Origin of the sequence: Clostridium sardiniense (genome assembly GCF_016907995.1) — a bacterium.
GTDB lineage: Bacteria > Bacillota > Clostridia > Clostridiales > Clostridiaceae > Clostridium > Clostridium sardiniense.
This window is the reverse complement of sequence record NZ_JAFBDA010000007.1, coordinates 65672-89804: the sequence shown is the minus strand read 5'-3', so window position 1 is coordinate 89804 and position 24133 is coordinate 65672. Positions and strand designations below refer to the sequence as shown.

General features: G+C 28.5%; 17 protein-coding genes and 1 other annotated feature. Of the genes, 10 read left to right on the top strand and 7 right to left on the bottom strand.

Features of this window, described 5'->3' with window-relative positions:
• Positions 1–575 precede the first annotated feature (575 nt).
• Positions 576–1988 carry a tyrosine-tyramine antiporter gene (tyrP, locus tag JOC62_RS07820; RefSeq protein WP_204594699.1) on the top strand — a complete coding sequence of 471 codons (1413 nt, stop codon included), beginning with the start codon at positions 576–578 and terminating at the stop codon, positions 1986–1988.
• 184 nt (positions 1989–2172) lie between these two features.
• Positions 2173–4026, top strand: coding sequence for a tyrosine decarboxylase (gene tdc / locus JOC62_RS07815; protein WP_204594698.1), 1854 nt, complete (start codon positions 2173–2175; stop codon positions 4024–4026).
• A 61-nt stretch (positions 4027–4087) separates the two neighbouring features.
• Here the strand turns inward: tdc (JOC62_RS07815) and JOC62_RS07810 are convergent, their stop codons facing one another.
• On the bottom strand, positions 4088–5959 hold the full coding sequence (locus tag JOC62_RS07810) for a pyridoxal-dependent decarboxylase (protein ID WP_204594697.1): 1872 nt from the start codon (positions 5957–5959) through the stop codon (positions 4088–4090).
• A gap of 604 nt (positions 5960–6563) precedes the next feature.
• Here JOC62_RS07810 and tyrP (JOC62_RS07805) point away from each other — a divergent pair.
• From tyrP (JOC62_RS07805) to tdc (JOC62_RS07795), 3 genes are all read left to right on the top strand, one after another.
• Complete coding sequence (tyrP, locus tag JOC62_RS07805) at positions 6564–7970, top strand: tyrosine-tyramine antiporter (RefSeq protein WP_204594696.1); 1407 nt, start codon at positions 6564–6566, stop codon at positions 7968–7970.
• Positions 7971–8459: 489 nt separating this feature from the next.
• Positions 8460–9869, top strand: coding sequence for a tyrosine-tyramine antiporter (tyrP, locus tag JOC62_RS07800; protein ID WP_204594695.1), 1410 nt, complete (start codon positions 8460–8462; stop codon positions 9867–9869).
• Between the two features lie 208 nt (positions 9870–10077).
• On the top strand, positions 10078–11931 hold the full coding sequence (gene tdc, locus JOC62_RS07795) for a tyrosine decarboxylase (protein WP_204594694.1): 1854 nt from the start codon (positions 10078–10080) through the stop codon (positions 11929–11931).
• 133 nt (positions 11932–12064) lie between these two features.
• Here tdc (JOC62_RS07795) and JOC62_RS07790 read toward each other — a convergent pair whose 3' ends face one another.
• Together JOC62_RS07790 and tyrS are read right to left on the bottom strand one after the other, a co-directional pair.
• Positions 12065–12976, bottom strand: coding sequence for an AEC family transporter (locus JOC62_RS07790; protein WP_243425037.1), 912 nt, complete (start codon positions 12974–12976; stop codon positions 12065–12067).
• A 442-nt stretch (positions 12977–13418) separates the two neighbouring features.
• A complete protein-coding gene (tyrS, locus tag JOC62_RS07785) occupies positions 13419–14648 on the bottom strand; it encodes a tyrosine--tRNA ligase (RefSeq protein ID WP_204594692.1) in 1230 nt (409 codons plus the stop codon).
• Positions 14649–14990: 342 nt separating this feature from the next.
• Positions 14991–15225, bottom strand: a binding site (T-box leader).
• A 263-nt stretch (positions 15226–15488) separates the two neighbouring features.
• Between tyrS and cax the strand changes: the two genes are divergently transcribed.
• Positions 15489–16535: a calcium/proton exchanger gene (cax, locus tag JOC62_RS07780; RefSeq protein ID WP_204594691.1), complete on the top strand. Its 1047-nt coding sequence runs from the start codon at positions 15489–15491 to the stop codon at positions 16533–16535.
• A gap of 220 nt (positions 16536–16755) precedes the next feature.
• On the opposite strand, the gene JOC62_RS07775 is transcribed toward cax, so the two are convergent.
• Together JOC62_RS07775 and JOC62_RS07770 are read right to left on the bottom strand one after the other, a co-directional pair.
• Complete coding sequence (locus JOC62_RS07775) at positions 16756–17871, bottom strand: DUF4179 domain-containing protein (RefSeq protein WP_204594690.1); 1116 nt, start codon at positions 17869–17871, stop codon at positions 16756–16758.
• The gene (locus JOC62_RS07770; RefSeq protein ID WP_204594689.1) at positions 17864–18460 is read right to left on the bottom strand and encodes a sigma-70 family RNA polymerase sigma factor; all 597 of its coding nucleotides are present in this window, start codon (positions 18458–18460) and stop codon (positions 17864–17866) included. The genes JOC62_RS07775 and JOC62_RS07770 overlap by 8 nt, the downstream gene beginning before the upstream one ends.
• Positions 18461–18615: 155 nt before the next feature.
• On the opposite strand from JOC62_RS07770, the gene JOC62_RS07765 reads away from it, so the two are divergent.
• Positions 18616–19131 carry a nitroreductase family protein gene (locus tag JOC62_RS07765; RefSeq protein ID WP_204594688.1) on the top strand — a complete coding sequence of 172 codons (516 nt, stop codon included), beginning with the start codon at positions 18616–18618 and terminating at the stop codon, positions 19129–19131.
• Positions 19132–19274: 143 nt separating this feature from the next.
• Positions 19275–20477, top strand: a complete 1203-nt coding sequence (locus JOC62_RS07760; protein ID WP_204594687.1) for an alanyl-tRNA editing protein — start codon at positions 19275–19277, stop codon at positions 20475–20477.
• A 39-nt stretch (positions 20478–20516) separates the two neighbouring features.
• Here the strand turns inward: JOC62_RS07760 and JOC62_RS07755 are convergent, their stop codons facing one another.
• Entirely contained in the window at positions 20517–21548 is a 1032-nt protein-coding gene (locus JOC62_RS07755) for a glycoside hydrolase family 18 protein (protein WP_204594686.1), read from the bottom strand.
• A 262-nt stretch (positions 21549–21810) separates the two neighbouring features.
• Between JOC62_RS07755 and JOC62_RS07750 the strand changes: the two genes are divergently transcribed.
• Positions 21811–22788 (top strand): aromatic acid exporter family protein, encoded by a 978-nt coding sequence (locus JOC62_RS07750; RefSeq protein ID WP_204594685.1) that lies wholly within the window; start codon positions 21811–21813, stop codon positions 22786–22788.
• Between the two features lie 8 nt (positions 22789–22796).
• Here JOC62_RS07750 and JOC62_RS07745 read toward each other — a convergent pair whose 3' ends face one another.
• Positions 22797–23570 carry a histidinol phosphate phosphatase gene (locus tag JOC62_RS07745; protein ID WP_204594684.1) on the bottom strand — a complete coding sequence of 258 codons (774 nt, stop codon included), beginning with the start codon at positions 23568–23570 and terminating at the stop codon, positions 22797–22799.
• 94 nt (positions 23571–23664) lie between these two features.
• Between JOC62_RS07745 and JOC62_RS07740 the strand changes: the two genes are divergently transcribed.
• Positions 23665–24006, top strand: coding sequence for a hypothetical protein (locus tag JOC62_RS07740; RefSeq protein ID WP_204594683.1), 342 nt, complete (start codon positions 23665–23667; stop codon positions 24004–24006).
• The last annotated feature ends 127 nt before the right edge of the window (positions 24007–24133 follow it).

The window sequence follows — 24133 nt, the reverse complement described above, 5'->3', positions numbered from 1 at the left end:
TACAAATATACTAAAACCTTCAAAAATGTAAAAAAATACTATAGACATATGGGCATAATATTGAAAAATATTTGTAATAATATTTACAATAAAATTTCTATATATTGTATTTTATGTTAATTTAAGAAGTATTTATACAATATTTATTTATTTTTATAAATAAAACAGTAGAGAAAACGGTTTACTAAGACTAAATTTAGTTAATAAAAAGGTAAAATATAAAAACGAATTCATATTGGTATCACCAATAATTTATGAACAAATATTTAAAAAAACTAAATAAATCTATTATTAGACTGAATATAAATTAGATTTAATAGCATTTTAAATGAATAAAATGAAAATAAAATTACTTAAATGTAAAAAATATAAACAAACTGTGTTCGACACATTCTTTGCTAATTTGACAAAAAAATAAAAGAGAATAATATAGAGTATGTGCTTCGTAGAAAACACATTATGTTTTAATATGAAGTAAATTTTAGAGTAGATTATATAACTAATATATCTTTATACATATAAATAATTTACTCTAGATTAAAAAATTAAATATTTTCATGAAAGGAAGTAGTCTTATGAGCAGTGTTAAAAAACTTACACTTTTCCAACTTATAGGAATCACAATGGCCTTCTTTGGTACAGTTAGAAGTGTTCCTACATTAGCAATAAACGGTTGGACTCAAATCTTTTACCTTGTAGGAGCAGTTGTTGTTTTTGCTATCCCTATATCATTAATAGCAGCAGAACTAGCTACAGGATGGCCAGAAGAAGGAGGTCCTCACGTTTGGGTTAAAGCAGCCCTAGGAGAAAAATGGGGATTCGTAACATCATGGCTTTTATGGGTTCAAATGTTCTTCGGAATGGTTATGGTTGCTTCAACAGTTGGAGTTTTACTTGGCTATGTTGTAGGAAATGCAGAATTAGCAAGTAACCATGTATTTATATTTATCGTTATACTTATTTCTTATTGGGGAGTTACTTTACTAAACCTTAAATTCGATATGGTTAAGATCGTTGGTAACTGGGGTGCTATAATTGGTGTTTATATTCCATTCGTAGCATTAGTAGTACTAGGTTTAGCATACTTCTTTAAAAACGGAATCCAAGTTGATAGTTACTTAGGAACATTCAGCGCAAGCAAGTTAATACCAAACTTCAGTGATTTCGGAAGTTTAACTTATTTCTCAGGAATTATATTTATATTTGCAGGGGTAGAAATATCATCAGTTCACGCTAATAATATTGAAAACCCAAAGAAAAATTATCCAATAGCTGTTATAGGTTCAGTTATTCTTTTAGTTATATTTAACTTAATAGCTGGTTTAACAGTTGCAAATGCAGTCCCAATGGGAAAAATGGAATTAGCTAATATAACTCAACCATTTGTTATATTCTGTGCAAGTCTTGGAATACCAGCAGTATTCTCAAACATAATATCAGCTATGATAGCAATCGGTGTATTAGTTCAATTAAGTGCTTGGGTACTTGGACCATCAAAAGCAATGATTAAAGTTGCTGACGAAGGAAACTTACCAAGAGTATTCCAAAAGAGAACTTCAAATGGAGTACCAATAACATTCGTTTTAATACAAGCTATAGTTATTTCATTAATATCAATAACTTACTTAGTAACAGACGATGTTAACAGTGCATTCTTTATGATCACTGTAACTACTACTATACTTTACTGCGTAGTTTATATCTTAATTGCAGTTTCAGCTATAGTTTTAAGATACAAAGCACCTAATGTTGAAAGACCTTTCAGATTAGGATCAGGAAATGGATTAATGTGGATAGTTGCATTACTTGCTTTATTTGGTGTAGCAATCACTATAATAGTAAGTTTAATACCACCATCAATATTACCAAAAGAACAACATACTGGATATATTGCATTCCAAGTAATTGGAACAATAGTAAGTGTAGTAATACCACTTATAATATTCAAATGTAAGAAACCAGAGTGGAAAAAAGTAGATAATAAATAATTTAAGCATTATTTTATTATAAATTAAAAGCATTATTTAAAAACAAAAAAGCATTATTTAAAACAAAAAGCATTAAATCAATATATTTGAAACGTATGATTATTTAAACTGAGGTTAATCTTTCATTTTAAATGGTCATATGGTTTGTAATATATTACAAAGCATATGAAAAGGAGACTTATAAATGAGCGCACAAGATTTAAACTTAAAAGCATTATTTTTAGGACCAAAGTCAGAAAACAAAGATACATTTGAAAAACATTTAAAAATGTTATTCGAAGATCACAGCGAATGGAGAAAAAACTACCATCCAGAAGATAAGAACATAATAAAGAAAACAGACATGAGTGAAGAAGACTACATGATGACTGCTGACAGAATGGAAGAAGTTTTAACTGAATTATCAAGAAAGTTAAGATCACAATCATTACCATGGCATTCACCAAGATTCTTAGGACACATGAACTCAGAAACTTTAATGCCAGCTATATTAGGATACTTCGCTGCAATGTTATACAATGGTAACAACGTTGCTTATGAATCATCACCAGGAACTTCAGAAATGGAAGAAGAAGTTGGAGCAGATTTTGCAAAACTTATGGGATACGAAGATGAAATAGGTTGGGGACACATCTGTGCTGACGGATCAATCGCTAACTTAGAAGCTATCTGGTATGCAAGAAACATAAAATCACTACCACTTGCAATGAGAGAAGTAGCACCTGAATTAGTTGAAGGAAAAACTGAATGGGAATTATTAAACATGTCAACTAAAGATATCTTAGACTTAGTTGATAGAGTACCAGAAAAGTTAGATGATTTAAAAGATAAATCAGCTAGAAGCGGTAAAAACTTAGGAAAATTAGGAAAATGGTTTGTTCCACAAACTAAGCACTACTCATGGCTTAAATCAGCTGATATAATCGGTATCGGTTTAGACCAAGTTGAAGCTGTAGAAGTTAACGAACAATACAGAATGAATACAGAAGTTCTTGAAAAGAGAATAAGAGAATTAGCTGCACAAGGAATCCCAACTCTAGGAGTTGTTGGTGTTGTTGGTTCAACAGAAGAAGGAGCAGTTGATGATATACACAAAATCATAGCTGTAAGAGATAAATTAGCTAAAGAAGGAATAAACTTCTACGTACACGTTGATGCTGCATACGGCGGATATGCTAGATCAATATTCTTAGATGAAAACTTCAACTTCATCCCTAAAGATGAATTAAAAGCTAAATATTTAGAGCATGGAGTATTCTTAAACGAAGAAACAGAGTGGCCTTCAGATGATACTTATGAAGCATTCAAGGCTATAAGCGAATGTGATACAGTAACTATTGACCCTCACAAGATGGGATACATCCCTTACTCAGCTGGTGGTATAGTTATAAAAGATAAGAGAATGAGAGAATCAATCTCATACTTCGCAACTTACGTATTTGAAAAAGGAATGGACATCCCTGCATTACTTGGAGCATTCATGCTTGAAGGATCAAAAGCAGGAGCTACAGCTGCATCAGTTTGGACAGCTCACAGAACATTACCATTAAACATAACTGGATACGGAAAACTTATCGGAGCTGGAATTGAAGGTTCATTCAACCTTTACAACCACTTCAACGGAAAAGAATTCATGGTTGGAGACAAGAAGGTTATACTTAACACATTAATAAGACCTGACTTCAACATGGTTGACTTCGCATTCAACGAAGAAGGAAACACTGATTTAACTAAGATGAATCACTTAAACCATGATTTCTATGAAGAAGCTTCATATGTAAGAGGTGGATTATACAATAATGATTTCATCACTTCACATACTGATTTCGCAGTACCAGACTACGGAAACAGCCCATACCCATTTGTTAAATCACTTGGATTCTCAAGAGAAGAGTGGGATGAAGTACAAAAGGTTACTGTATTAAGAGCATGCGTACTTTCACCATTCATAAACAACAAAGAAACATTTGCTGAATACATGGATAAAGTAGATGCAGCAATCCAAAAGAAATTAGAAAATATCTACGACGTAAGATAATATAAATTTCTTATATAAGAAAGGACTTCACATTTTGTGAGGTCCTTTTTAGCTTTAAATATTATTTTATATCAAGGTCACTTAAGACTAATTTTAAATCATTAACTATAGCTTCACTAATTTTTTCATTATAAGTATTGAAGGTTTCTCTATCTGCAAAGAAAGGATTCATAGCTGTAGCCCTTAATACACTTACTTGATGAACTTTATCCCATTCATCTTTTGATATATTAAATTTATTTACAAAATCTACGAGACTATCACCATAATCTACATAATCAAATACTGTATGAGATGTTATAAAATCATTTGTAAATAGTTTTGTACAGAAGGAAGCTTCCTCATAAAATTTATGATTTAATTCATTCATAAGTTCTAAATCAGTATTTCCTTCTATATTAAAAGCAAAATCTACCATATTAAAGTCAGGATTAACTAAAGCATGTACTACTAAATTCTTACCACGAATCTCAAAGGTTTTTTGAGACTCTATTCTATTATAAATATTATGAGCACCCTCTATACTAGATCCTATTAATTTACCATATCCTGTGATATTAAGGGGTAATACTTTATGAGCAGCCCAAACAGCAGCGGCAGATGCACCAGCTTTAGAACCTTCTAGAGTGAAAGCACCTAATAAAACTGGAATATCCATACCTTTTTCAAAAACATAATTAGCAAAATATGATATGCAATCTTTCATTCTTTTATCCTTAATGCATATTCCACCTGCTGCATAAGGAACATAACCCATTTTATGAGGATCTATGGTTATACTGTCTGCCCTGTCCATAGATTTAAAAGCATTATATATTGAAGAAGATGGCCAATCTACATCATCAGGGTTTTGGAATATATTATGTTCCTTAAACTTTTCCTTTAGATCTGATTCTTTTATAAAATTAAAGTTTTCATCTAGGAATATTGAACGTGCATAGGCGCCAAAAGCAGCATCTACATGGAAATAGAAGTTAATACCTTGCTTTGAAAATTTATCTTTTAGGGCTACTATTTTATCTATATAATCAACAGCACCTTCTTCTGTAGACCCAACCACACCAACAACACCTAAAATAGGAACTTGATTTTTTATACAATTATTTATTATGTTCTCAAGGGCAGTTATATCCATCCTGAAATGGTTATCTACTGGAACTTCAATTAAATTGTCACTGCCAATACCTAATATATCTGCGGCCTTAAGCCATGAGTAATGTTTTGTTTGTGGAACTAATAACTTTCCGAGTTTTGGTATGATAGAAGATACAGCTCTTGCAGAATTGGATTTTATTTTATCAAGTTTCTTAGGATTCTTTTCTAATAAATCTAATATTTCATCAACTGACATGTTTAATAATTCCCACTCAGACTTTCCGGAAACAAGTTCAGGAGAAACTTCTTTAAGGGCAAGTGGGATAGATTTTAAGTTTCTTGCATACCATAAGGCTTCTAAGTTTGCAGTTGTACCATCAGCACTTATGTGTCCCCAACCTGTTTGAGGATTTATTCCCATAAGAGTACAGAAGTCTTCACCAACTTCACCTTCTAAAATAGTAGTTGCAGGTGCACCTTCATAAGCACAATTGTTACCATTGTAAAGCATAGCAGCAAAATATCCAAGTAAGGAAGGCATAAGTGTATCTGTATTCATATGACCTATATATCTCATTGAATGCCAAGGCATCATGTTAGATCTTAATTTAGAAGAAAGTTCTTCTAATATATTTTCAGTTTTATTTTGTGTATTTATAAAGTCTTGAGATGAAATTGTATCATTAAGTATTACATCACCATCTTCTGGATGAAAGTTTTTTCTCCATTGAGAATGTTGATTAAACATTTTTGTTAGATTTTTTAAGAAAAAATCCTCGTTTTCAGATTTTGGTCCTAAAAATAGGGCACCTAAATTTACATCGGTAGTATTTTCCATTAAAAACATCTCCTTAATATATTTAAAAATAGCCAATGTAAGAAATATATTATTATATTAATTACATTGACTTGAATTATTACTACTAAATAATAGATGTTTAGTAAATATAGTGCAAAAATTAACAATATTTGAATAAAGGGTATATACTGGGAAGAATTATTAGTTTAATAAAAAAGGTACTTGATAAATGATAGAATAGGAAAAAAGTATATATAATATATAATTATTGGAATAAAGTATCCAATAGATACTATGAAAAAGATTACAAAGGGGATTTTTTTAGTAAATATTATTAATTATTTATTATGACAAACTTCATACAAAAATTAGTAGTTATAGATAAATTATAGATTAGTGTTAATGGTTCATGAATTTAATGATTAAAAAAAGAAGATATTAATAAAACTACTTTGAGAAATATAAAAAAATATTTAACTTTCTTAAGTATGTAAAGATAAAATTTAAATGCAAAAAAATGATAATTAATACTATGTTTGACAATGAAGGCGAAAGGTTTATCATAAAGTTAAAAAATACGTACTTGTCAGTAATGGTTTTATTATCATATGAAAACAAGTATTACGAGAGGAAGTAAGGAGATATGAGCAGTGTAAAGAAACTGACACTTTTCCAATTAATTGGTATAACCATGGCGTTTTTTGGAACTGTAAGAAGTGTACCTACATTAGCTATTAATGGATGGACACAGATATTTTATTTTGTTGGAGCTATAGTGATTTTTGCTATTCCGATATCATTAATAGCAGCAGAACTTGCAACTGGATGGCCAGAAGAAGGAGGACCACAAGTTTGGGTTAAAGAAGCTCTTGGAGAAAAGTGGGGGTTTGTAACTTCATGGCTTTTATGGGTTCAAATGATGACTGGTATGGTTATGGTAGGAACTACAGTAGGGGTATTACTTGGATATGTTGTAAACGATCCAACATTATCACAAAATAATGTTTTCGTAGCACTTTGTATACTTATATCATTCTGGGGTGTTACATTATTAAATTTAAAATTTGATATGGTTAAGATAGTTGGTGATTGGGGAGCAGTAATAGGTGTATACATACCATTTATAGCACTTGTAGCATTAGGAATAGCTTATTTAATTAAATTTGGATTAAATCCTAATGGTTATCTAGGAACTTTTAGTGCAAGTAAACTAATTCCTGATTTTCATGATTTGGGAAGTTTAACTTATTTCTCAGGAATTATATTTATATTTGCAGGGGTAGAAATATCATCAGTACATGCTAATAATATTGAAAATCCAAAGAAGAATTATCCAATAGCAGTTATTTTATCAGTAATAGTACTTGCAATATTAAATTTAACTGCAGGACTTACTGTTGCAAATGCAGTTCCTGATGGACAGATGGAACTTGCAAATATTACACAACCATTTGTTATTTATTGCAAAGGACTTGGAATACCAGCAATATTTAATAATATAATATCAGCTATGATAGCAATTGGGGTATTGGCGCAAATAAGTGCTTGGGTACTTGGACCATCAAAAGCAATGATTAAGGTTGCTGAGGAAGGAAATTTACCAAAATTGTTCCAAAAGAGAACCGATAAGGGAGTACCTATAACTTTTGTAATAATACAAGCTATAGTTGTATCTCTTCTTACATTAGCATATGTAGCAATTCCAAATGTAAATAGTGCATTCTTTATGATTACAATAACAACAACTATACTTTATTGTATAGTATATATTTTAATAGGGGTATCCGCTATATTGCTAAGATATAAAGAACCAAATGTTAATAGACCATTTAGATTAGGTTCACATGGAAATGGCTTTATGTGGGTAATAGTTTTACTTGCTTTGTTCGGAGTTATCCTTACTATAATAGTAAGTTTAATACCACCATCAATATTAAAAGAGAGTGAACATACTTTCTATATATTATTCCAAATAATTGGAACAATAGTAAGTGTTATAATTCCATTATTAATATTTAAATTTAGAAGACCTGAATGGAAGAAGAATTAAAGAAGAATAAGTATAGAATAATCACTGCCTTAATAATACAATAAATGTATTATTAAGGCAGTGATGTTAAAAGATTGATTTACAAAGCTATATTTTCACATTATTAATAAAGTAATCATGTAAATATTAATGTTTATCCATATTAATACAGAAAAATTAATCAAATATGAACTATTAATCAAAATCTTTTCAATAAGATGAATTATATGTATATATGGGAAAATTTTGCATGAATAAAAAATCAACAAAGTATTAAAAAGTAAACAAATTTTTTTAAAATATACGCAATTGAATCTGGGCAATTTGACAATAACTCGCTAAGGTATAAGATAAAGATGTAGCCAAGCTACAGCAGTTTAGTGATTATTGTTTTGTTAAATCCAGATATAGATTATTAAAGCATTAAATTTATTAAAAGCATTGGTAATAAAACAAAAATCACTGATTGTAAGATTAAAAATTTAATATTGAAAGAGAGGAATTATTCTTATGAGCAGTGTTAAAAAACTTACACTATTCCAACTTATTGGGATTACTATGGCTTTCTTTGGTACAGTAAGAAGTGTACCTACATTAGCTATTAATGGTTGGTCTCAAATTTTCTATTTAGTAGGAGCAGTTATTGTATTTGCTATTCCAATATCACTTATAGCAGCAGAACTTGCAACTGGATGGCCAGAAGAAGGTGGTCCTCAAGTTTGGGTTACAGAAGCGCTAGGTGAAAGATGGGGATTTGTAACTTCATGGCTTTTATGGGTTCAAATGTTCTTTGGAATGGTAATGGTTGCTTCAACAGTTGGAGTTTTACTTGGTTATGTTGTAGGTGATGCAAAACTTGCACAAAACCACATATTCGTATTTATAGTAATTATTATTTCTTATTGGGGTGTTACTCTATTAAACCTTAAATTTGACATGGTTAAGGTTGTTGGTAATATAGGTTCTTTAATAGGTGTTTATATTCCATTTATAGCATTAGTTGTATTAGGTATAGCATATGCAATTAAAGTTGGTATTCAACCAGGTAGTTATTTAGGAACATTTAGCGCAGATAAAATTATACCTAATTTCCACGATTTCGGAACTTTAACATATTTCTCAGGAATTATATTTATATTTGCAGGGGTAGAAATATCATCAGTACATGCTAATAATATTGAAAACCCTAAGAAAAATTACCCAATAGCTGTTATAGCATCAGTTATTTTATTAGTAATAGTTAACTTAATTGCAGGTTTAACTGTTGCAAATGCAGTTCCAATGGGTAAGATGGAACTATCAAATATAACTCAACCATTTGTTATATACTGTGAAGCTTTAGGAATACCATCAATATTTAATAATATAATATCAGCTATGATAGCAATTGGTGTTCTAGCACAATTAAGTGCTTGGGTACTTGGACCATCAAAAGCAATGATTAAAGTTGCTGAAGAGGGGAATTTACCACCATTTTTCCAAAAGAGAACAAAAAAGGGAGTACCAATAACATTTGTTTTAATACAAGCTATAGTTATTTCATTAATATCAATAACTTACTTAGTAACATCAGATGTTAACAGTGCATTCTTTATGATTACAATAACAACAACTATTGTTTATTGTGTTGCATATATCTTAATGGCCATATCAGCAATTGTATTAAGATATAAGAGACCAGATGTTAAGAGACCATTTAGACTTGGAGCAAAAGGAAATTCATTAATGTGGATTGTTGCAATACTTGCAATTATTGGTGTATCAATTACTATATTAGTAAGTTTAATACCACCATCAATATTACCAGCAAGTGAAGGTCCTGGATATATAGCATTCCAAGTAATTGGAACAATAGTAAGTGTGGTAATACCACTTATTATATTCCACTTTAGAAAACCTGAATGGAAAAAAGTAAAATAATAAATTATCAATAAAAGCATTAAAAATACTATTAATATAGTAAAACATCATATGACATTTAAGTCTTAGCATTATCTTAGATGTCATATGATTTTAATAAATATTATAAAGCCCTCAATGAAACGTGTGGTAATTTAAAATGAATTGCATTAGTTTCATTTTAAATGGTCATATAGTTTTAATTGAGTCTACGAAGGAGAAGATATAAATGAATGGACAAGATTTAAACTTAAAAGCATTATTTTTAGGACCAAAGTCAGAAAACAAAGAAACTTTCGAAAAGTATTTAAAGATGTTATTTGAAGATCATAGTGAATGGAGAAAAAATTATCATCCAGAAGATATGCCAATAATCAAAAAGAACGATATGAATGAAAAAGATTTTGGAATGACTTCAGATAAAATGGAAGAAGTTTTAACAGAATTATCAGTTAAACTTAGATCAAAATCATTACCATGGCATTCACCAAGATTCTTAGGACACATGAACTCAGAAACTTTAATGCCAGCAATTTTAGGATACTTCACTGCAATGTTATACAATGGTAACAACGTTGCGTATGAATCATCACCAGGAACTTCACAAATGGAAGAAGAAGTTGGAGCTGATTTTGCAAGACTTATGGGATATAAAGATGGAATTGGTTGGGGACACATCAGTGCTGATGGATCAATAGCTAATTTAGAAGGTATTTGGTATGCAAGAAACTTAAAATCATTACCACTTGCAATGAGTGAAGTTTGCCCAGAACTTGTAAAAGGAAAAACTGAATGGGAATTATTAAATATGTCAACTGAAGAAATCTTAGATTTAGTAGCTAAGGTTCCAGAAAAATTAGATGATTTAAAAGATAAATCAGCAAGAAGTGGTAAAAACATTCAAAAATTAGGTAAATGGTTAGTTCCACAAACTAAGCACTATTCATGGCTTAAAGCTGCTGATATCATTGGTCTTGGATTAGACAATGTTGAAGCTGTAGAAGTTACTGATAAATTTAGAATGAACACAGAAGTTCTTGAAAAGAAAATCAGAGAGTTAGCTGCACAAGGAATTCCAACTCTAGGAGTTGTTGGTGTTGTTGGTTCAACAGAAGAAGGAGCAGTTGATGATATACACAAAATCATAGCTGTAAGAGATAAGTTAGCTAAAGAAGGAATACATTTCTATGTACACGTTGATGCTGCATACGGTGGATATGCAAGATCAATATTCTTAGATGAAGATTATAATTTCATAGCTAAGGATGAATTAAAAGAAAAATATTTAGAACATGGAGTATTCTTAAATAAAGAAACTGAATGGCCTTCAGATGATACTTATGAAGCATTTAAAGCTATAAGTGAAGCTGATTCAGTAACAATCGATCCACATAAAATGGGATATGTACCATATTCAGCTGGTGGTATAGTTATAAAAGATAAGAGAATGAGAGATTCAATTTCATACTTTGCAACTTACGTATTTGAAAAAGGAATGGATATCCCTGCATTACTTGGAGCATTCATGCTTGAAGGATCAAAAGCAGGAGCTACTGCAGCATCAGTTTGGACTGCACATAGAATATTACCATTAAATATTACAGGATACGGAAAACTTATAGGAGCAGGTATTGAAGGTGCATATAATTTCTATACTTACCTTGAAGGAAAAGAATTTAAGGTTGGAGATAAAACTATAAAGATGCACAATTTAACAAGACCAGATTTCAACATGGTAGACTTTGTATTTAATGAAGAAGGAAATACAGATTTAGCTAAAATGAATAAGTTAAATCATGATTTCTATGATGAAGCTTCATATGTTGATGGAGGATTATACAATAATGACTTCATTACATCACATACTGATTTCGCTGTACCAGACTACGGAAATAGCCCACTTAACTTCGTTGAAAGATGTGGAATAACTGAAAAAGAATGGGATAAAGAAGAAAAGGTTACTATCTTAAGAGCTTGTGTACTTTCACCATTTATAAATGATAAAGAAGTATTCAATGAATATATGGACAAGATTCACATAGCTATTCAAAAGAAATTAGATAAAATCTATGATGTAAGATAGTATATTATATTAAAGTAGCAAGGTTTATTACTTTGCTACTTTTTTTATTTTGATATAGTAAAAGAATGACAAAAAAATAAGGCAACATTATATCAATTATAATGTTGCCTTATTTTTATATAAGTAAGTATAATTAAAAGATACTCATAATTATAGGAATAGTTATAATTGAAAATAGAGTAGTTACAAAGACTAATTTAGCCGCCAGATCTTTCTGTATATTATATTGTGCTGCAAATGCAGAACATACAACTGCGGCAGGCGTAGCTTCTAGTAGTACACAAATATTTTTTAAAAAATGATTTGCATTAAAAAGGCTTATTAAAAGAAATACCATTACAGGTATTAATATAAGTTTTATAAAACTTATGTAATATATAATTTTTCCTTTGAATATTTCTTTAAGTTTTAAATTACCAAGCATAGCTCCAACTATAATCATGGCAAGGGGAGTAGTTGTGTTACCAATTAATGATATTGTCTCTGACATTGGATCTGGTAATTTAAATTTAGTTATAAGTAGAATCATACCTAAAAATATAGCTATAATACCTGGGTTTAAAATTATCTTTTTTAAAGCATCTTTATAGTTATCCTTTAAATTGGTTTTACTAAATAATATAGTTCCGTAAGTAAAAAGAATTATATTATAAGGAATTCCATAAATTGCTGTATAAAAGACACCAATTTTTCCATATAAACCAGCCATTAAAGGGTATCCCATAAAGCCAGCATTTGAAAATATAAGAGCACATCTAGATACAATTGAAGTATCTTTATCAAACTTAATACATAATATCTTTGTTATAAAGATTAAGAAAAGGTGTATAACTGTAGAATATAAAAATATAAGTTCTGCATTAAATATTTCCTCTTTTGATATATTATAATCAAATGAAGAAAGGATCAAAAAGGGAAGTGCTATATTTAATAAAAACTTAGAAAGAGATTCATTACTTTCTTCAGTAATGATGTTCTTTTTCCTAGCATATACTCCAACAAGCATAATTAAAAATAGTATTATAACTTGATTTATTATTGTCATATTCAATTTTATCAACTCCAGTGTTATATTTTAATACACATTATAATTATACATTTATAATAGATATAGTGTTGATAAAATAAAGAAGCTTAATATATTATTAACATGAAAAATAAAAGGGTATCGACAAAGCATTACATCGATACCCTTTTAAGCATTATTTATCTATTTGAATTATAAATGAGTGACTTATTTAAACATTATTTTAAGCATTATTTTAAAATTTATTTATCTATTTTAAATTATCTTTTATGAACAGTGTGTATATTTAAATTTTTATTTTAATTTATTAAGCATTAACTAAATTAAAATTTTCCGAATCTTTATTTTAAAATTATTTTAGCATTATTGTTTAACTATTTCCGTTTAAAACATTATTATTTGTTATAGTATTTATTACAGTATAATTTATCCCCTAAATAAATTATTACTTACTAAATCACTATTTAACTATTATTTTAGTGAAACCTTTTTTACCTTTTTTAATCATTGCAAAACCTTCTTCAAAATGTTCTTTTTCTAAAGTTTTTGCTATATCAGAAACTTTTTCTTCGTTTATAGCTAATCCACCTTGAGATACGAATCTCTTAGCTTCTGATTTTGATGGGAATACATCAAATTCAACTAATACATCTAATAAGTTGTTACCTAAATGAGCTTCAGTTATTTCAATAGTTGGAACGTGTTCTAAATCAACGCCACCTTCGAATAAAGCTTGTGAAGCAGCTAAAGCTTTTTGAGCATTTTCTTCACCATGAACTAATTTAGTAACTTCGAAAGCTAAAGTTTTCTTAGCTTCGTTAATTGCTGCGCCTTCAAGAGCACATAATTCATTTATTTCATCTATTGGTAAGAATGTTAAAAGTTTTAAGCACTTTTCAACATCAGCATCAGCTATATTTCTCCAGTATTGGAAGAATTCAAATGGTGAAACTCTTTCAGGATCAAGCCATAAAGCTCCTCCAACAGTTTTACCCATTTTTTCACCTTCGCTATTAGTAAGTAGGCTACAAGTCATAGCGTATACGCTTTCGCCTTTTTTCTTTCTTAATAAGTCAACACCAGCAATCATATTTGACCATTGGTCGTCTCCACCAAGTTCCATTTTACAACCGAACTTTTCATTTAATACTAAGAAATCGTAAGCTTGCATTAACATGTAGTTAAATTCTAAGAATGATAAACCTCTATCAAGAGCAAATCTTTTCTTGAAAGCATCAGCTGCTAACATCTTATTAACTGTGAAGTGTCCACCAACTTCTCTTAAGAAATCGATGTAGTTTAATCCTCTAAGCCAATCAGCGTTATTTACTAAGATAGCTTTATCATCTGAGAAATCTATAAATCTTTCCATTTGTTTCTTTATTGATTCAACGTTATGATGAATTTGTTCATCAGTTAACATTTTTCTCATATCAGTTTTTCCGCTTGGATCTCCGATAGTAACAGTACCACCACCAATTAATACAATTGGTCTATGTCCAGCTCTTTGCATGTGAGCCATGAACATCATTGCGATAAAGTGACCAACATGTAAGCTATCAGCTGTTGGGTCAAATCCAATGTAGAAAGTAATTTTCTCTTTTCCTAATAATTCTCTTGTTTCCTCTTCATGAGTAAACTGTTTAATGTATCCACGTTCTTTTAGGATATCTAAAACATTTCTTTCCATTACTAAAACCTCCAATAATTAATGTATTTTTTATTTTTTTTTGCATTAATTATTGACCTTCTTTAAATAAAACAATATAATATATCTGTGAAATAATGATATTGTAGAAGAGCAATAACTATGCAGTTTTGTGGGCTCTTTTATTTGCTATACGAATTTTTATTTATGACACTAAGTACTATTTGCTTAATAACTTTTAATTATACTTCTTTTTTGGACGATTGAAGTAGTGAAGTTATAACATTAGATACATTGTTATAAATATTAATTTGATATAGTTTTTTTTTGCCTCAAATGTGTGAGTATAAAATCTTTTTATATAACAAAAAAAACCCCATCCATAATAAGGACGAGATTACTCACGTGGTACCACCTTAATTTATTATATACTTTAATTAATATATAACCTCATTAAAAGTTTTTAACGATACTTAATCGATAACACCTAATATCTAATAAATAGAGTTCAATGTATGACTCCGAGATGTATTCAAAATAAATGTCTTAGCGCCTCTCATCACCCGGCAACTTTCTGTTAAGCTTAGGTATTCCTACTTGTTCTCTTCATTGTCTTTAGTTATTAATTTATTTAGCAGTGCTTTGTTTGACTGCTTGAACTCATTATATCTCCATAAAATCTTAGTGTCAACATTAATTTAAAAAAAATTGCATTAAATACCATTGAAACATAGATTTTTAAGTTAATAAATTTTAAAAGTATTATGGGAAACGTAGTAAATACGAGAGTTAAGCTATTTATATATATTTAACAATTATATTGTATAATAATAAAAAAAATAATAAAAAATAGAATATAGTAAAGAAGAAAGAGGTATTAACATGAAATTTTTAAAGTACTTATTAATATTTATACCTATAAGTATAATCGGTGAGTTTATGCATTTATCACCTACAATATTATTTATATTAGCAGCACTTGCTATAATTCCGCTTGCTGGACTTATGGGGGAGGCTACAGAGGAAATATCATTTTATACAGGGCCAAAACTTGGTGGATTTTTAAATGCCACCTTTGGGAATGCAACTGAGCTTATAATATCATTCTTTGCATTAAAGAGTGGTTTGTTTGATGTGGTTAAAGCATCAATAGCAGGGTCAGTAATAGGAAACACGCTGTTAGTTCTAGGTGCAAGTATGTTAGTTGGAGGACTTAAATTTAAGACTCAAAAATTTAATAAAAAGGTTATAGATATAAGCTCAAGTATGCTTTTATTTTCAGTTATAGGATTAAGTATACCAGCTATATTTACACATACAGTTAGTCCAGAGCTATTAAATACAAAATACGAAGGATTAAGTATAATAGTTGCTGTTATAATGTTTGCAATTTACATATTAAGTTTAGTATTTTCATTCTTTACTCATAAGGATATATATGAAGTAGAACATGAAGAGAATGGAGAAATAGCTAAATGGTCACTTAAAAAATCTATATTAGTTCTTGCTGTAGCAACAGTTTTAATTGCAATTGAAAGTGAACTTTTAGTTGGGGCAGTGGAACCTATGACACAATCACTTGGATTAAGTGAATTCTTTGTAGGTATAATTTTAATACCTATAATTGGAAATGCAGCAGAGCATAGTACTGCTGTTGTTATGGCACTTAAAAATAAAATGGATGTTGCCGTAGAAATAGCACTTGGATCAAGTCTTCAAATAATTTTATTTGTTGCACCAGTTCTAATTTTCTTAAGTCTTTTGTTCACTCCGATGAGTATTGTATTTAATGTTTTTGAGCTTGTTGCTTTAATTGTTTCAGTCATAATTGCAAATAAAGTTGCAAGTGATGGTGAATCAAATTGGCTTGAAGGAGTACAATTATTAGCTGTATATATAATTATAGCTGCTGCCTTTTTTGTAGTGTAGAAGTTTAATTTTATTGATATAGAGTAGATAGTTAAAGTTAAACAATTATTAAATTTAGATATATAGAGTAGATAAAATTATAAAATATAAAAATCACGTGATTTTCCTTGTTAAGATACACGTGATTTTTAATGCAATAAATTATTTATAATCTTCAGTTATTTAAAAAGTATTATATCTGGATCAGTAGGTATATTATGGATAGAAACGATGTTTTATATCAATCAATTTTAAATTTAGTGCTAAATAAAGTTTTTTCATCTATTATGGTTGTATTTCCATTTTCATCTGGAATACATAAGATTTCTTCAAATAAAGACAATGTTAAAGATCTTGAATTAATATTTTTTCTTTCTAAAATAACTGAATAGCTACCATCTTTAAAGGTTTGTGAACTTGATGATACAAGAGAATCTTTATCATCTTTGATATTTATTCCATATTGATGGATTTTTCCGCCAGCTTTTGTAGGTGGGATCTTTTCAGTTTTGCCTTGTAACTTAATTTCAAACGGAGTGATTGAAATACTATCCAAACTAGAACCATAGTTATTTCTCTTATTTACATTTATTATTTTTACTAGTGAATTGTCAGTAGATATAGGTATATTAAACTTCCAATTTCCCCTTAATATTTGATCTTTATTAACAACAATATCCTTCGCTGGTTCATAAAGGGTTGAAGGGATACTTAAAGCTTTAAGGTTTATATTTAATTTAAAATCTTTTGGTATTGTTGTATTTAACTTTGGAATATCATATTTTGCAGCACCTATGAATGTATTTTTATCTAAATAATTACCTTGTATACCAGATGTAGCAGTTGGGATTTCAATGTTAGAAAAGTTAGTTTTAATTGTACCCTCCTCTAAAATTTGCATCAATTCATTTTCTTTAACTCCAATATTAGAATTGTCTATATAATTTATTAAACTTTCATCAGAAGTCGTGTATTTAAATGGTTTTTTACTTTCGATTTTATATGTTATATAAAGAGATTCACCATCACAAAGAGCTTCAGATATAGTTACAGAAGTACCATTACTATGAGATATTTCATTAATATTGCTAGAATAATCCTTATAATTTCCTGAGAAATTAATCTTATCTTGAAGTTTTTCAAATATGCCACCAATAAGTGGGATGCTTGATGCAAAAGCTGGATTTTTGATACCTAAAATAGTAAGAGTAGTAGTGATTATTAAGATTGTTGAAGCTACCTTTATCTTAAATTTTTTATTTTTATTCTTTTTTTGAGCACAAGCTTTTTCTACACCTAAATCTATAACATCATCTATATTATTTGGTAATTTAATATTATTAAATTGATTATTCATTTAAATAGTCCTCCTTTAATATTTTAGATAATGATTCACGACCTCTTTTTAAGTAGGTTTTTACTGTATTTTTAGGTATGTCTAAAATTTTTGATATTTCGTCTATTTTCATATCCTCGAAATATTTTAAAATTATAACTGTTTTATATTCATATTTTAATAAGTCAATTGCATTGTATAGATCAAGATTTGATTCAATTTTGGATGTATTGTATTGAATATAAATTGAGCTATAATCTATATTAGTAATAGGGGTATGAAGTGCTCTATCTCTCTTTTTAATAAAATCTATTGATGTATTGATTAATATTCTTGATAACCATGTATTAAAAAATTGAACATTTTTTAGTTTGCTAATATTTAAGAATCCTTTATATACGGTTTCTTGAATTATATCGAGGGCATCTTGCTCGTTTTTTACATATAAAAAAGCAAGTTTATATAAGTATTCTTTATTGGCTTTGATTAACTTCTCATAAGAAATCTTGTCACCTTTTATGGCTCTTTTTATAATTAATTCTTCTGAAGTAAATTCTGAATTAGATTTTGGTCTTAAAATTAAGCTTTTAATATTTATAGTATCAATCATAAGTTGTCCTCCTTGATTAGTAACATCGATGTTTCATATATTAGTCTTTATACTATACCAAAAAGTTTCAAAAAAATTAATAATATCCAATTAATTAGTTAAATTAAATATTAGGTGATATAATAATAAAAATGCAATTTGAAAGGATGATTTCAATGTTAGAAATGCTAAGAGAAAGAAGAAGTATAAGAAAGTATAAAGAACAAAAAATTGAAAAAGAAAAGATAGATAAAATACTTAAAGCGGCGCTCCTTGCACCATCATCAATGAATAAGAAACCGGTTGAGTTTATATTAGTTGATGACAAAGAAACATTACTAAAATTAGAAGAATGTAAGGCTAAAGGAACACTTGGATTAAAGACCGCACCACTTGCAATTGTAGTTATTGCAGATACGGAAAGAAGTAATGTATGGATTGAAGATGCTTCAATAGCATCAACATTAATTCAATTAGAAGCTCAAGAATTAGATCTTGGATCATGCTGGATACAAATAAGAAATAGACAAAGTGAAAATGGAGATTCAGAAGAAGCTGTAAGAAATCTCTTAGGGTTACCAGAAAATTATGGAGTGTTAACTATATTGACTATAGGATATAAAGATGAAGAAAAGCCTGCTTATGATGATTCAAAGTTAAATTATGAAAAAGTTCATTATGGTAAGTTTTAAGATTAATATTTAATATAAAATGAATGGTTATACTAATAATATTTAGTATAGCCATTTTAATATTTACTTTTAAACTTGAATGTTAAATTTAAATTGTATAAATGATATACTAAGGGTAGTAATTATGAAAGGACGTGTATAATTTGGAAAAGTTATATTATATAGATCAATACATAAAAGAATTTACAGCAGAGATAGAGGATATAATTGAAAAAGATGATAGATTTCATGTAATTCTAGATAAAACTGCATTCTTCCCAGGTGGGGGAGGTCAGCCTTGCGATTTAGGATTCATAGGAGAACATGAAGTTTTAGATGCATATGAAGAAGCTGGAAAGGTATATCATGTTGTATCTAGAAAGCCTATAAAAATACATAAAGTAAAGTGTAAGATAGATTGGGAAAGAAGATTTGATTATATGCAACAGCATTTAGCACAACATATACTTTCAGGATGCTTCTTCAAACTATTTAATCATAATACTGCAGGTATACACTTAGGAAAAGAAATAAGCACTATAGATATAGTAGGAGAAATTACAGAAGAACAAATAAGAGAAGCTGAAAAGTATGCAAATAAAGTTATAAATGAAAATTTAAAGGTAGAATTTTTATTCCCAGAAAAAAGAGAACTTAAGAAGATGGGACTTAGACGTGATCTTCCGAAGACAAATGAAAAAATAAGAATTGTAAAAATAGAAGATTTAGATATAAATGCTTGTTGTGGTGTTCATCCAAGTAGAACTATAGAACTTCAAGCTATAAAGCTTGGGAGATATGAAAAGCATAAAGGGAATACTAGAATAGAGTATTTAGCTGGCAATAGAGCTATTAATGATAGCTTTAAAAAAGATGAGTTTTCAAGGAAAATATGTAGATTCTTAAGCTGTAGCGAAGATGAAGCTATAAATAGTATAAATAACTTGAATAATGAATTAAAAACTGCAAATAGCAAGAATAAGGAACTTACAATAGAAATATCAGAATATAAGAGTAAAGAACTTATAGAAAATGCTGATAAGGTATCTGATGTATCAGTGATTAGAGAAATATATGATAATGAGGATGTTAAATATGTAAGTAAGCTTGCAAGTAAGCTTACTGAAATGGGCAAAGTGATAACTTTAATGGCAGTGAAGAATAATGATAGAGTAAACTTGATATTTGCAGCATCAAAAAATATAAAAAATGCAGATATGAACAGTCTTCTTAAGGATTCAATTAGTTTAATTGATGGAAGAGGAGGCGGAAGTAAAATATTAGCTCAAGGTGGAGGAAAGAATAATAATAATCTTGAATCTCTTCTTGACTATGCTTTCAAAAAAGTAAAGAGTTCATTAGAATAAGATAAAAATATAAGACTTATCTATGTTTATAGATAAGTCTTATATTTTTATAAGTTCCTTATAAATCTTGTTAAGGAGTGTTCCTGTACTATCAGCAGAATAATGCCAAAACATCATTCCTAATAGGTTATTCCTCTTTAGGTAATTACATTTATGCTCTAAAGATTCTTCATCATCATATGATAAAAAATCGAATCCATTAAATAGGTAAGGTGCTTTTGCTTCGTTATCCCAATATCTTTTAAATCCATTTTTGTTTATAAAATTACTCTCTAACACATCGTAATTTCCACCAAAGAGACCAACTGTTTTTGCCATTTGGAATAATCCGTTATTAAAGTTTGGAACATATCTCCAAGCCCTTGCATAGAAGGCTGAACCTATTACTAACTTTTCCTTAGGAACACCAGATTCAATAAATAATTTAACTGATGAATCAGTGGATATTCTAAAGATATCTCCAGTTGAATTATATAAATTAGTATGGTGACCAGTTAAAATTTGAAATCCACCTCTTAAATCATAAGTCATAAGTTGGACATAATCTAAATAATTATGTGCTTTATTCATTTCAGTTGCATCAGTATAATATTTATCAGCACCAGCAGCTATGGTTAAAAGAAAGTGTTTGTTATATTTATTTTCCTCAATATCTAATTGATTTCTGAACTCTTCTAATAAAAGTGTGAAATTTTCTTTATCAGCAGGAGATGAATCTATTCCAGCTACTGAATAGCATGGATATTCCCAGTCAAGATCAATTCCATCTAATTTGTGAGTATGCATAAATGTAATTGCATTTTTAACAAATAATCTTCTGTTTATAGGATTTGAAGAAGCTTCAGAAAAACCTCCAGCTCCCCATCCACCAATTGATATTAAAATAGTTAAATTAGGATTAAAAGTTCTTATTTTATCTAATTGATCTAATTTTTTAAGTTTAGTATATATTTCACAGTCATCTATTTTGGCAAATGCAATATTTATATGAGTAAGTTTTAGTGCATCTTTCTTTGTAATATCTTTAAGGCCTGAATCTCTTAAATAAGCGATTACATATTTTTTTCTCATAAATGAATCCTCCAAGATTTTTTTGATTTATTAAATGTTTTATCAATTATTACATGGAACATATTATAAATAACTTATACATAAACTTAGGATTAGTGATTGATATAGTAATAATTGAATCAAACTAACAATAATAAGTAAGCGATTTATAGGTTAAAAAATTATATTAAAATATAAGAAAGATTGTTAAATAATATTTAAATAGAAAAAGTCAGCAAAATTTATTATTATATACTTAAGGAAGTAATTTAAGGTGATAAACATGGAATTTTTTAAAAGAAATACATTCAAAATGGCAGTATCTGCAACTATTGCAATATTTATAGCGGAAGGATTTGGCTTAAAATTTGGAGTAACTGCTGGAATAATTGCAATACTTAGTATACAAGACACAAAAAAGGAAGCATTATTAGTTGGTGGAAGAAGAGTAATAGCAGCTACTATAGCTGTATTATTATCATATTTACTATATGTATTACTTGGAAATAACTCTTTAGTATTTGGACTTTTCTTACTTATATTTATTCCTATAACTAAGAAGTTCAAAATAGAAGAAGGAATGGTAGTTGGAGCTGTTTTATCAACTCACCTTTTAGTTAGTAGTGATATAAACTTGAGTTGGATAGTTAATGAAGAGGCTCTAACTTTTATAGGTATAGGCATAGCATCGTTATTCAATTTATATATGCCATCTCTTGATGATAAATTTAATCTAAATAAGGAGTTTATTGAGAATCAGTATAGAAATATAATTTTTGATATGTCAAAGAGCTTAATTACAAAAGCTGTTCCAGTAAATGAAAGAAAAAGACTTATTGAGGTAGAGAAGGTTATAGAAGAGACTAGAGCACTAGCCTATCAAATAAATAATAATTATTTATTTAAAGATGAGCTTTATTACATAGATTATATAGAAATGAGAGTGAAGCAGCTAGAAGCAATAAAGAGAATGACTTCACATTTTTCAAGATTTTCAATAACTTATGATCAAACATTAATAATGGCTACTTTTACAGAAAATATAGCAACTAATATATATGCTGATAATGATTGTATAGAACTTCTTTATGAATTAACTAAGTTGAGAGCGAGTTATAAGTCTATGCCTCTTCCAAAAACTAGAGAAGAGTTTGAAAATAGAGCAATGTTATTTCAGTTTTTGAATGATTTAGAAGAGTTTTTATTAATAAAGAAAGAATTTAGAAAAATATATAAAAATAAAGCTAAGAGACTATCTTAGCTTTATTTTTATATATTAATAATATGCATTTTTCTTTCTTTAAAATATACAGGAGTAAGATCAGCCTCTTTTATGATATATTTTGCAGCATCAATATGTAACCCTATGCCTTCTTTAGAATGAGCGTCAGATCCAATAGTTACGTATTTTCCACCTAGTTCCTTATATCTTTTATAAATAGGTATAAGTGATTTAATTGCCTTTTCATCACCAAGACGTCTAGTATTTACTTCTAAGACCTTGTCCTTTTTTAGTAGTATACTAAATATTTTATCAAGATAACCTGAGAACTCAGATAAATATATTTCATTATCAGCATATTTTAAATATCTGCAAGGATAATCAATGTGAGATAACGAATCGAAATTATCAAATTCGCTTACGTCTTTTATAATCTCTTCAAAATACTTAGATAAATACTCTTGTTTTGACACATTTGTTTTTGGTGCATCTAAGAAGATATCAACATCATTTATTGAATGTATTGAACCTAAAATAAAATCAAAAGGATATGAATTAGATATGATATTATTTTTATGAACTATAGTATGTGAAAGTCCAATTTCTATACCTAGTAATAAATTATCACTTCTGTATTTAGAATATCTATTAAAAAATTCACTACAATCAACTTTAAATAAATCTTTTTTAGGATAATTATAATCCATATGTTCTGTTATTATAGTGCCTATATTTAATTGGTTACCTTTTTCTATTACATCTTCTATCTTCATTTTACTATCTGAAGAAAACTCTGTATGCATATGACAATCGAAAATCATAAATAACCTCCATCAAAATAATAAATTGCTTTTTTATATTATAGCATAGTATTATAAATTATAAGGATAATAACCTATATATGGAGGAATGATTATGAAAGAGTTATTTAAAATAAAAGATATGTCATTTTATGAAGAAGATTTCTTAGATGAAATTGAAGAGTATGAAGATATAATTCCTATAATACAAGATTTAGCGGATCAATTAGATTATGAAAGAATTAGCTGTGTTGAAATTAATGAATGCTGTAAAGTAAGTAAAGATAATTATTATATCGAAATTCATGGATATATAAATGAAGAAGACGAGTTTATAACAAAAGAAGAAAAAGAAAAATTTGAAAATGTATTAAGCAAAGAAACATTAGATTTATTTGTTATAAGAGTATACAAATGTGTTGATTGCGGAAAGTGGATTATAGATATTTTAGAATAGTGAAAATAAGGCGTTATATAGACGAAAATGTTTATATAACGCCTTAAATTATTACTAAAATATTAAGTTTAACAATAAATGATTAAAAAAATAAAGAATTAGGTTAATAAAATATTGATTTTATGGC

Coding starts and splice junctions, on each gene's coding strand:
- tyrP (WP_204594699.1), top strand. CDS start 576: ATGAGCAGTGTTAAAAAACTTACACTTTTCCAACTTATAGGAATCACA.
- tdc (WP_204594698.1), top strand. CDS start 2,173: ATGAGCGCACAAGATTTAAACTTAAAAGCATTATTTTTAGGACCAAAG.
- JOC62_RS07810 (WP_204594697.1), bottom strand. CDS start 5,959: ATGGAAAATACTACCGATGTAAATTTAGGTGCCCTATTTTTAGGACCA.
- tyrP (WP_204594696.1), top strand. CDS start 6,564: ATGAGCAGTGTAAAGAAACTGACACTTTTCCAATTAATTGGTATAACC.
- tyrP (WP_204594695.1), top strand. CDS start 8,460: ATGAGCAGTGTTAAAAAACTTACACTATTCCAACTTATTGGGATTACT.
- tdc (WP_204594694.1), top strand. CDS start 10,078: ATGAATGGACAAGATTTAAACTTAAAAGCATTATTTTTAGGACCAAAG.
- JOC62_RS07790 (WP_243425037.1), bottom strand. CDS start 12,976: ATGACAATAATAAATCAAGTTATAATACTATTTTTAATTATGCTTGTT.
- tyrS (WP_204594692.1), bottom strand. CDS start 14,648: ATGGAAAGAAATGTTTTAGATATCCTAAAAGAACGTGGATACATTAAA.
- cax (WP_204594691.1), top strand. CDS start 15,489: ATGAAATTTTTAAAGTACTTATTAATATTTATACCTATAAGTATAATC.
- JOC62_RS07775 (WP_204594690.1), bottom strand. CDS start 17,871: ATGAATAATCAATTTAATAATATTAAATTACCAAATAATATAGATGAT.
- JOC62_RS07770 (WP_204594689.1), bottom strand. CDS start 18,460: ATGATTGATACTATAAATATTAAAAGCTTAATTTTAAGACCAAAATCT.
- JOC62_RS07765 (WP_204594688.1), top strand. CDS start 18,616: ATGTTAGAAATGCTAAGAGAAAGAAGAAGTATAAGAAAGTATAAAGAA.
- JOC62_RS07755 (WP_204594686.1), bottom strand. CDS start 21,548: ATGAGAAAAAAATATGTAATCGCTTATTTAAGAGATTCAGGCCTTAAA.
- JOC62_RS07750 (WP_204594685.1), top strand. CDS start 21,811: ATGGAATTTTTTAAAAGAAATACATTCAAAATGGCAGTATCTGCAACT.
- JOC62_RS07745 (WP_204594684.1), bottom strand. CDS start 23,570: ATGATTTTCGATTGTCATATGCATACAGAGTTTTCTTCAGATAGTAAA.
- JOC62_RS07740 (WP_204594683.1), top strand. CDS start 23,665: ATGAAAGAGTTATTTAAAATAAAAGATATGTCATTTTATGAAGAAGAT.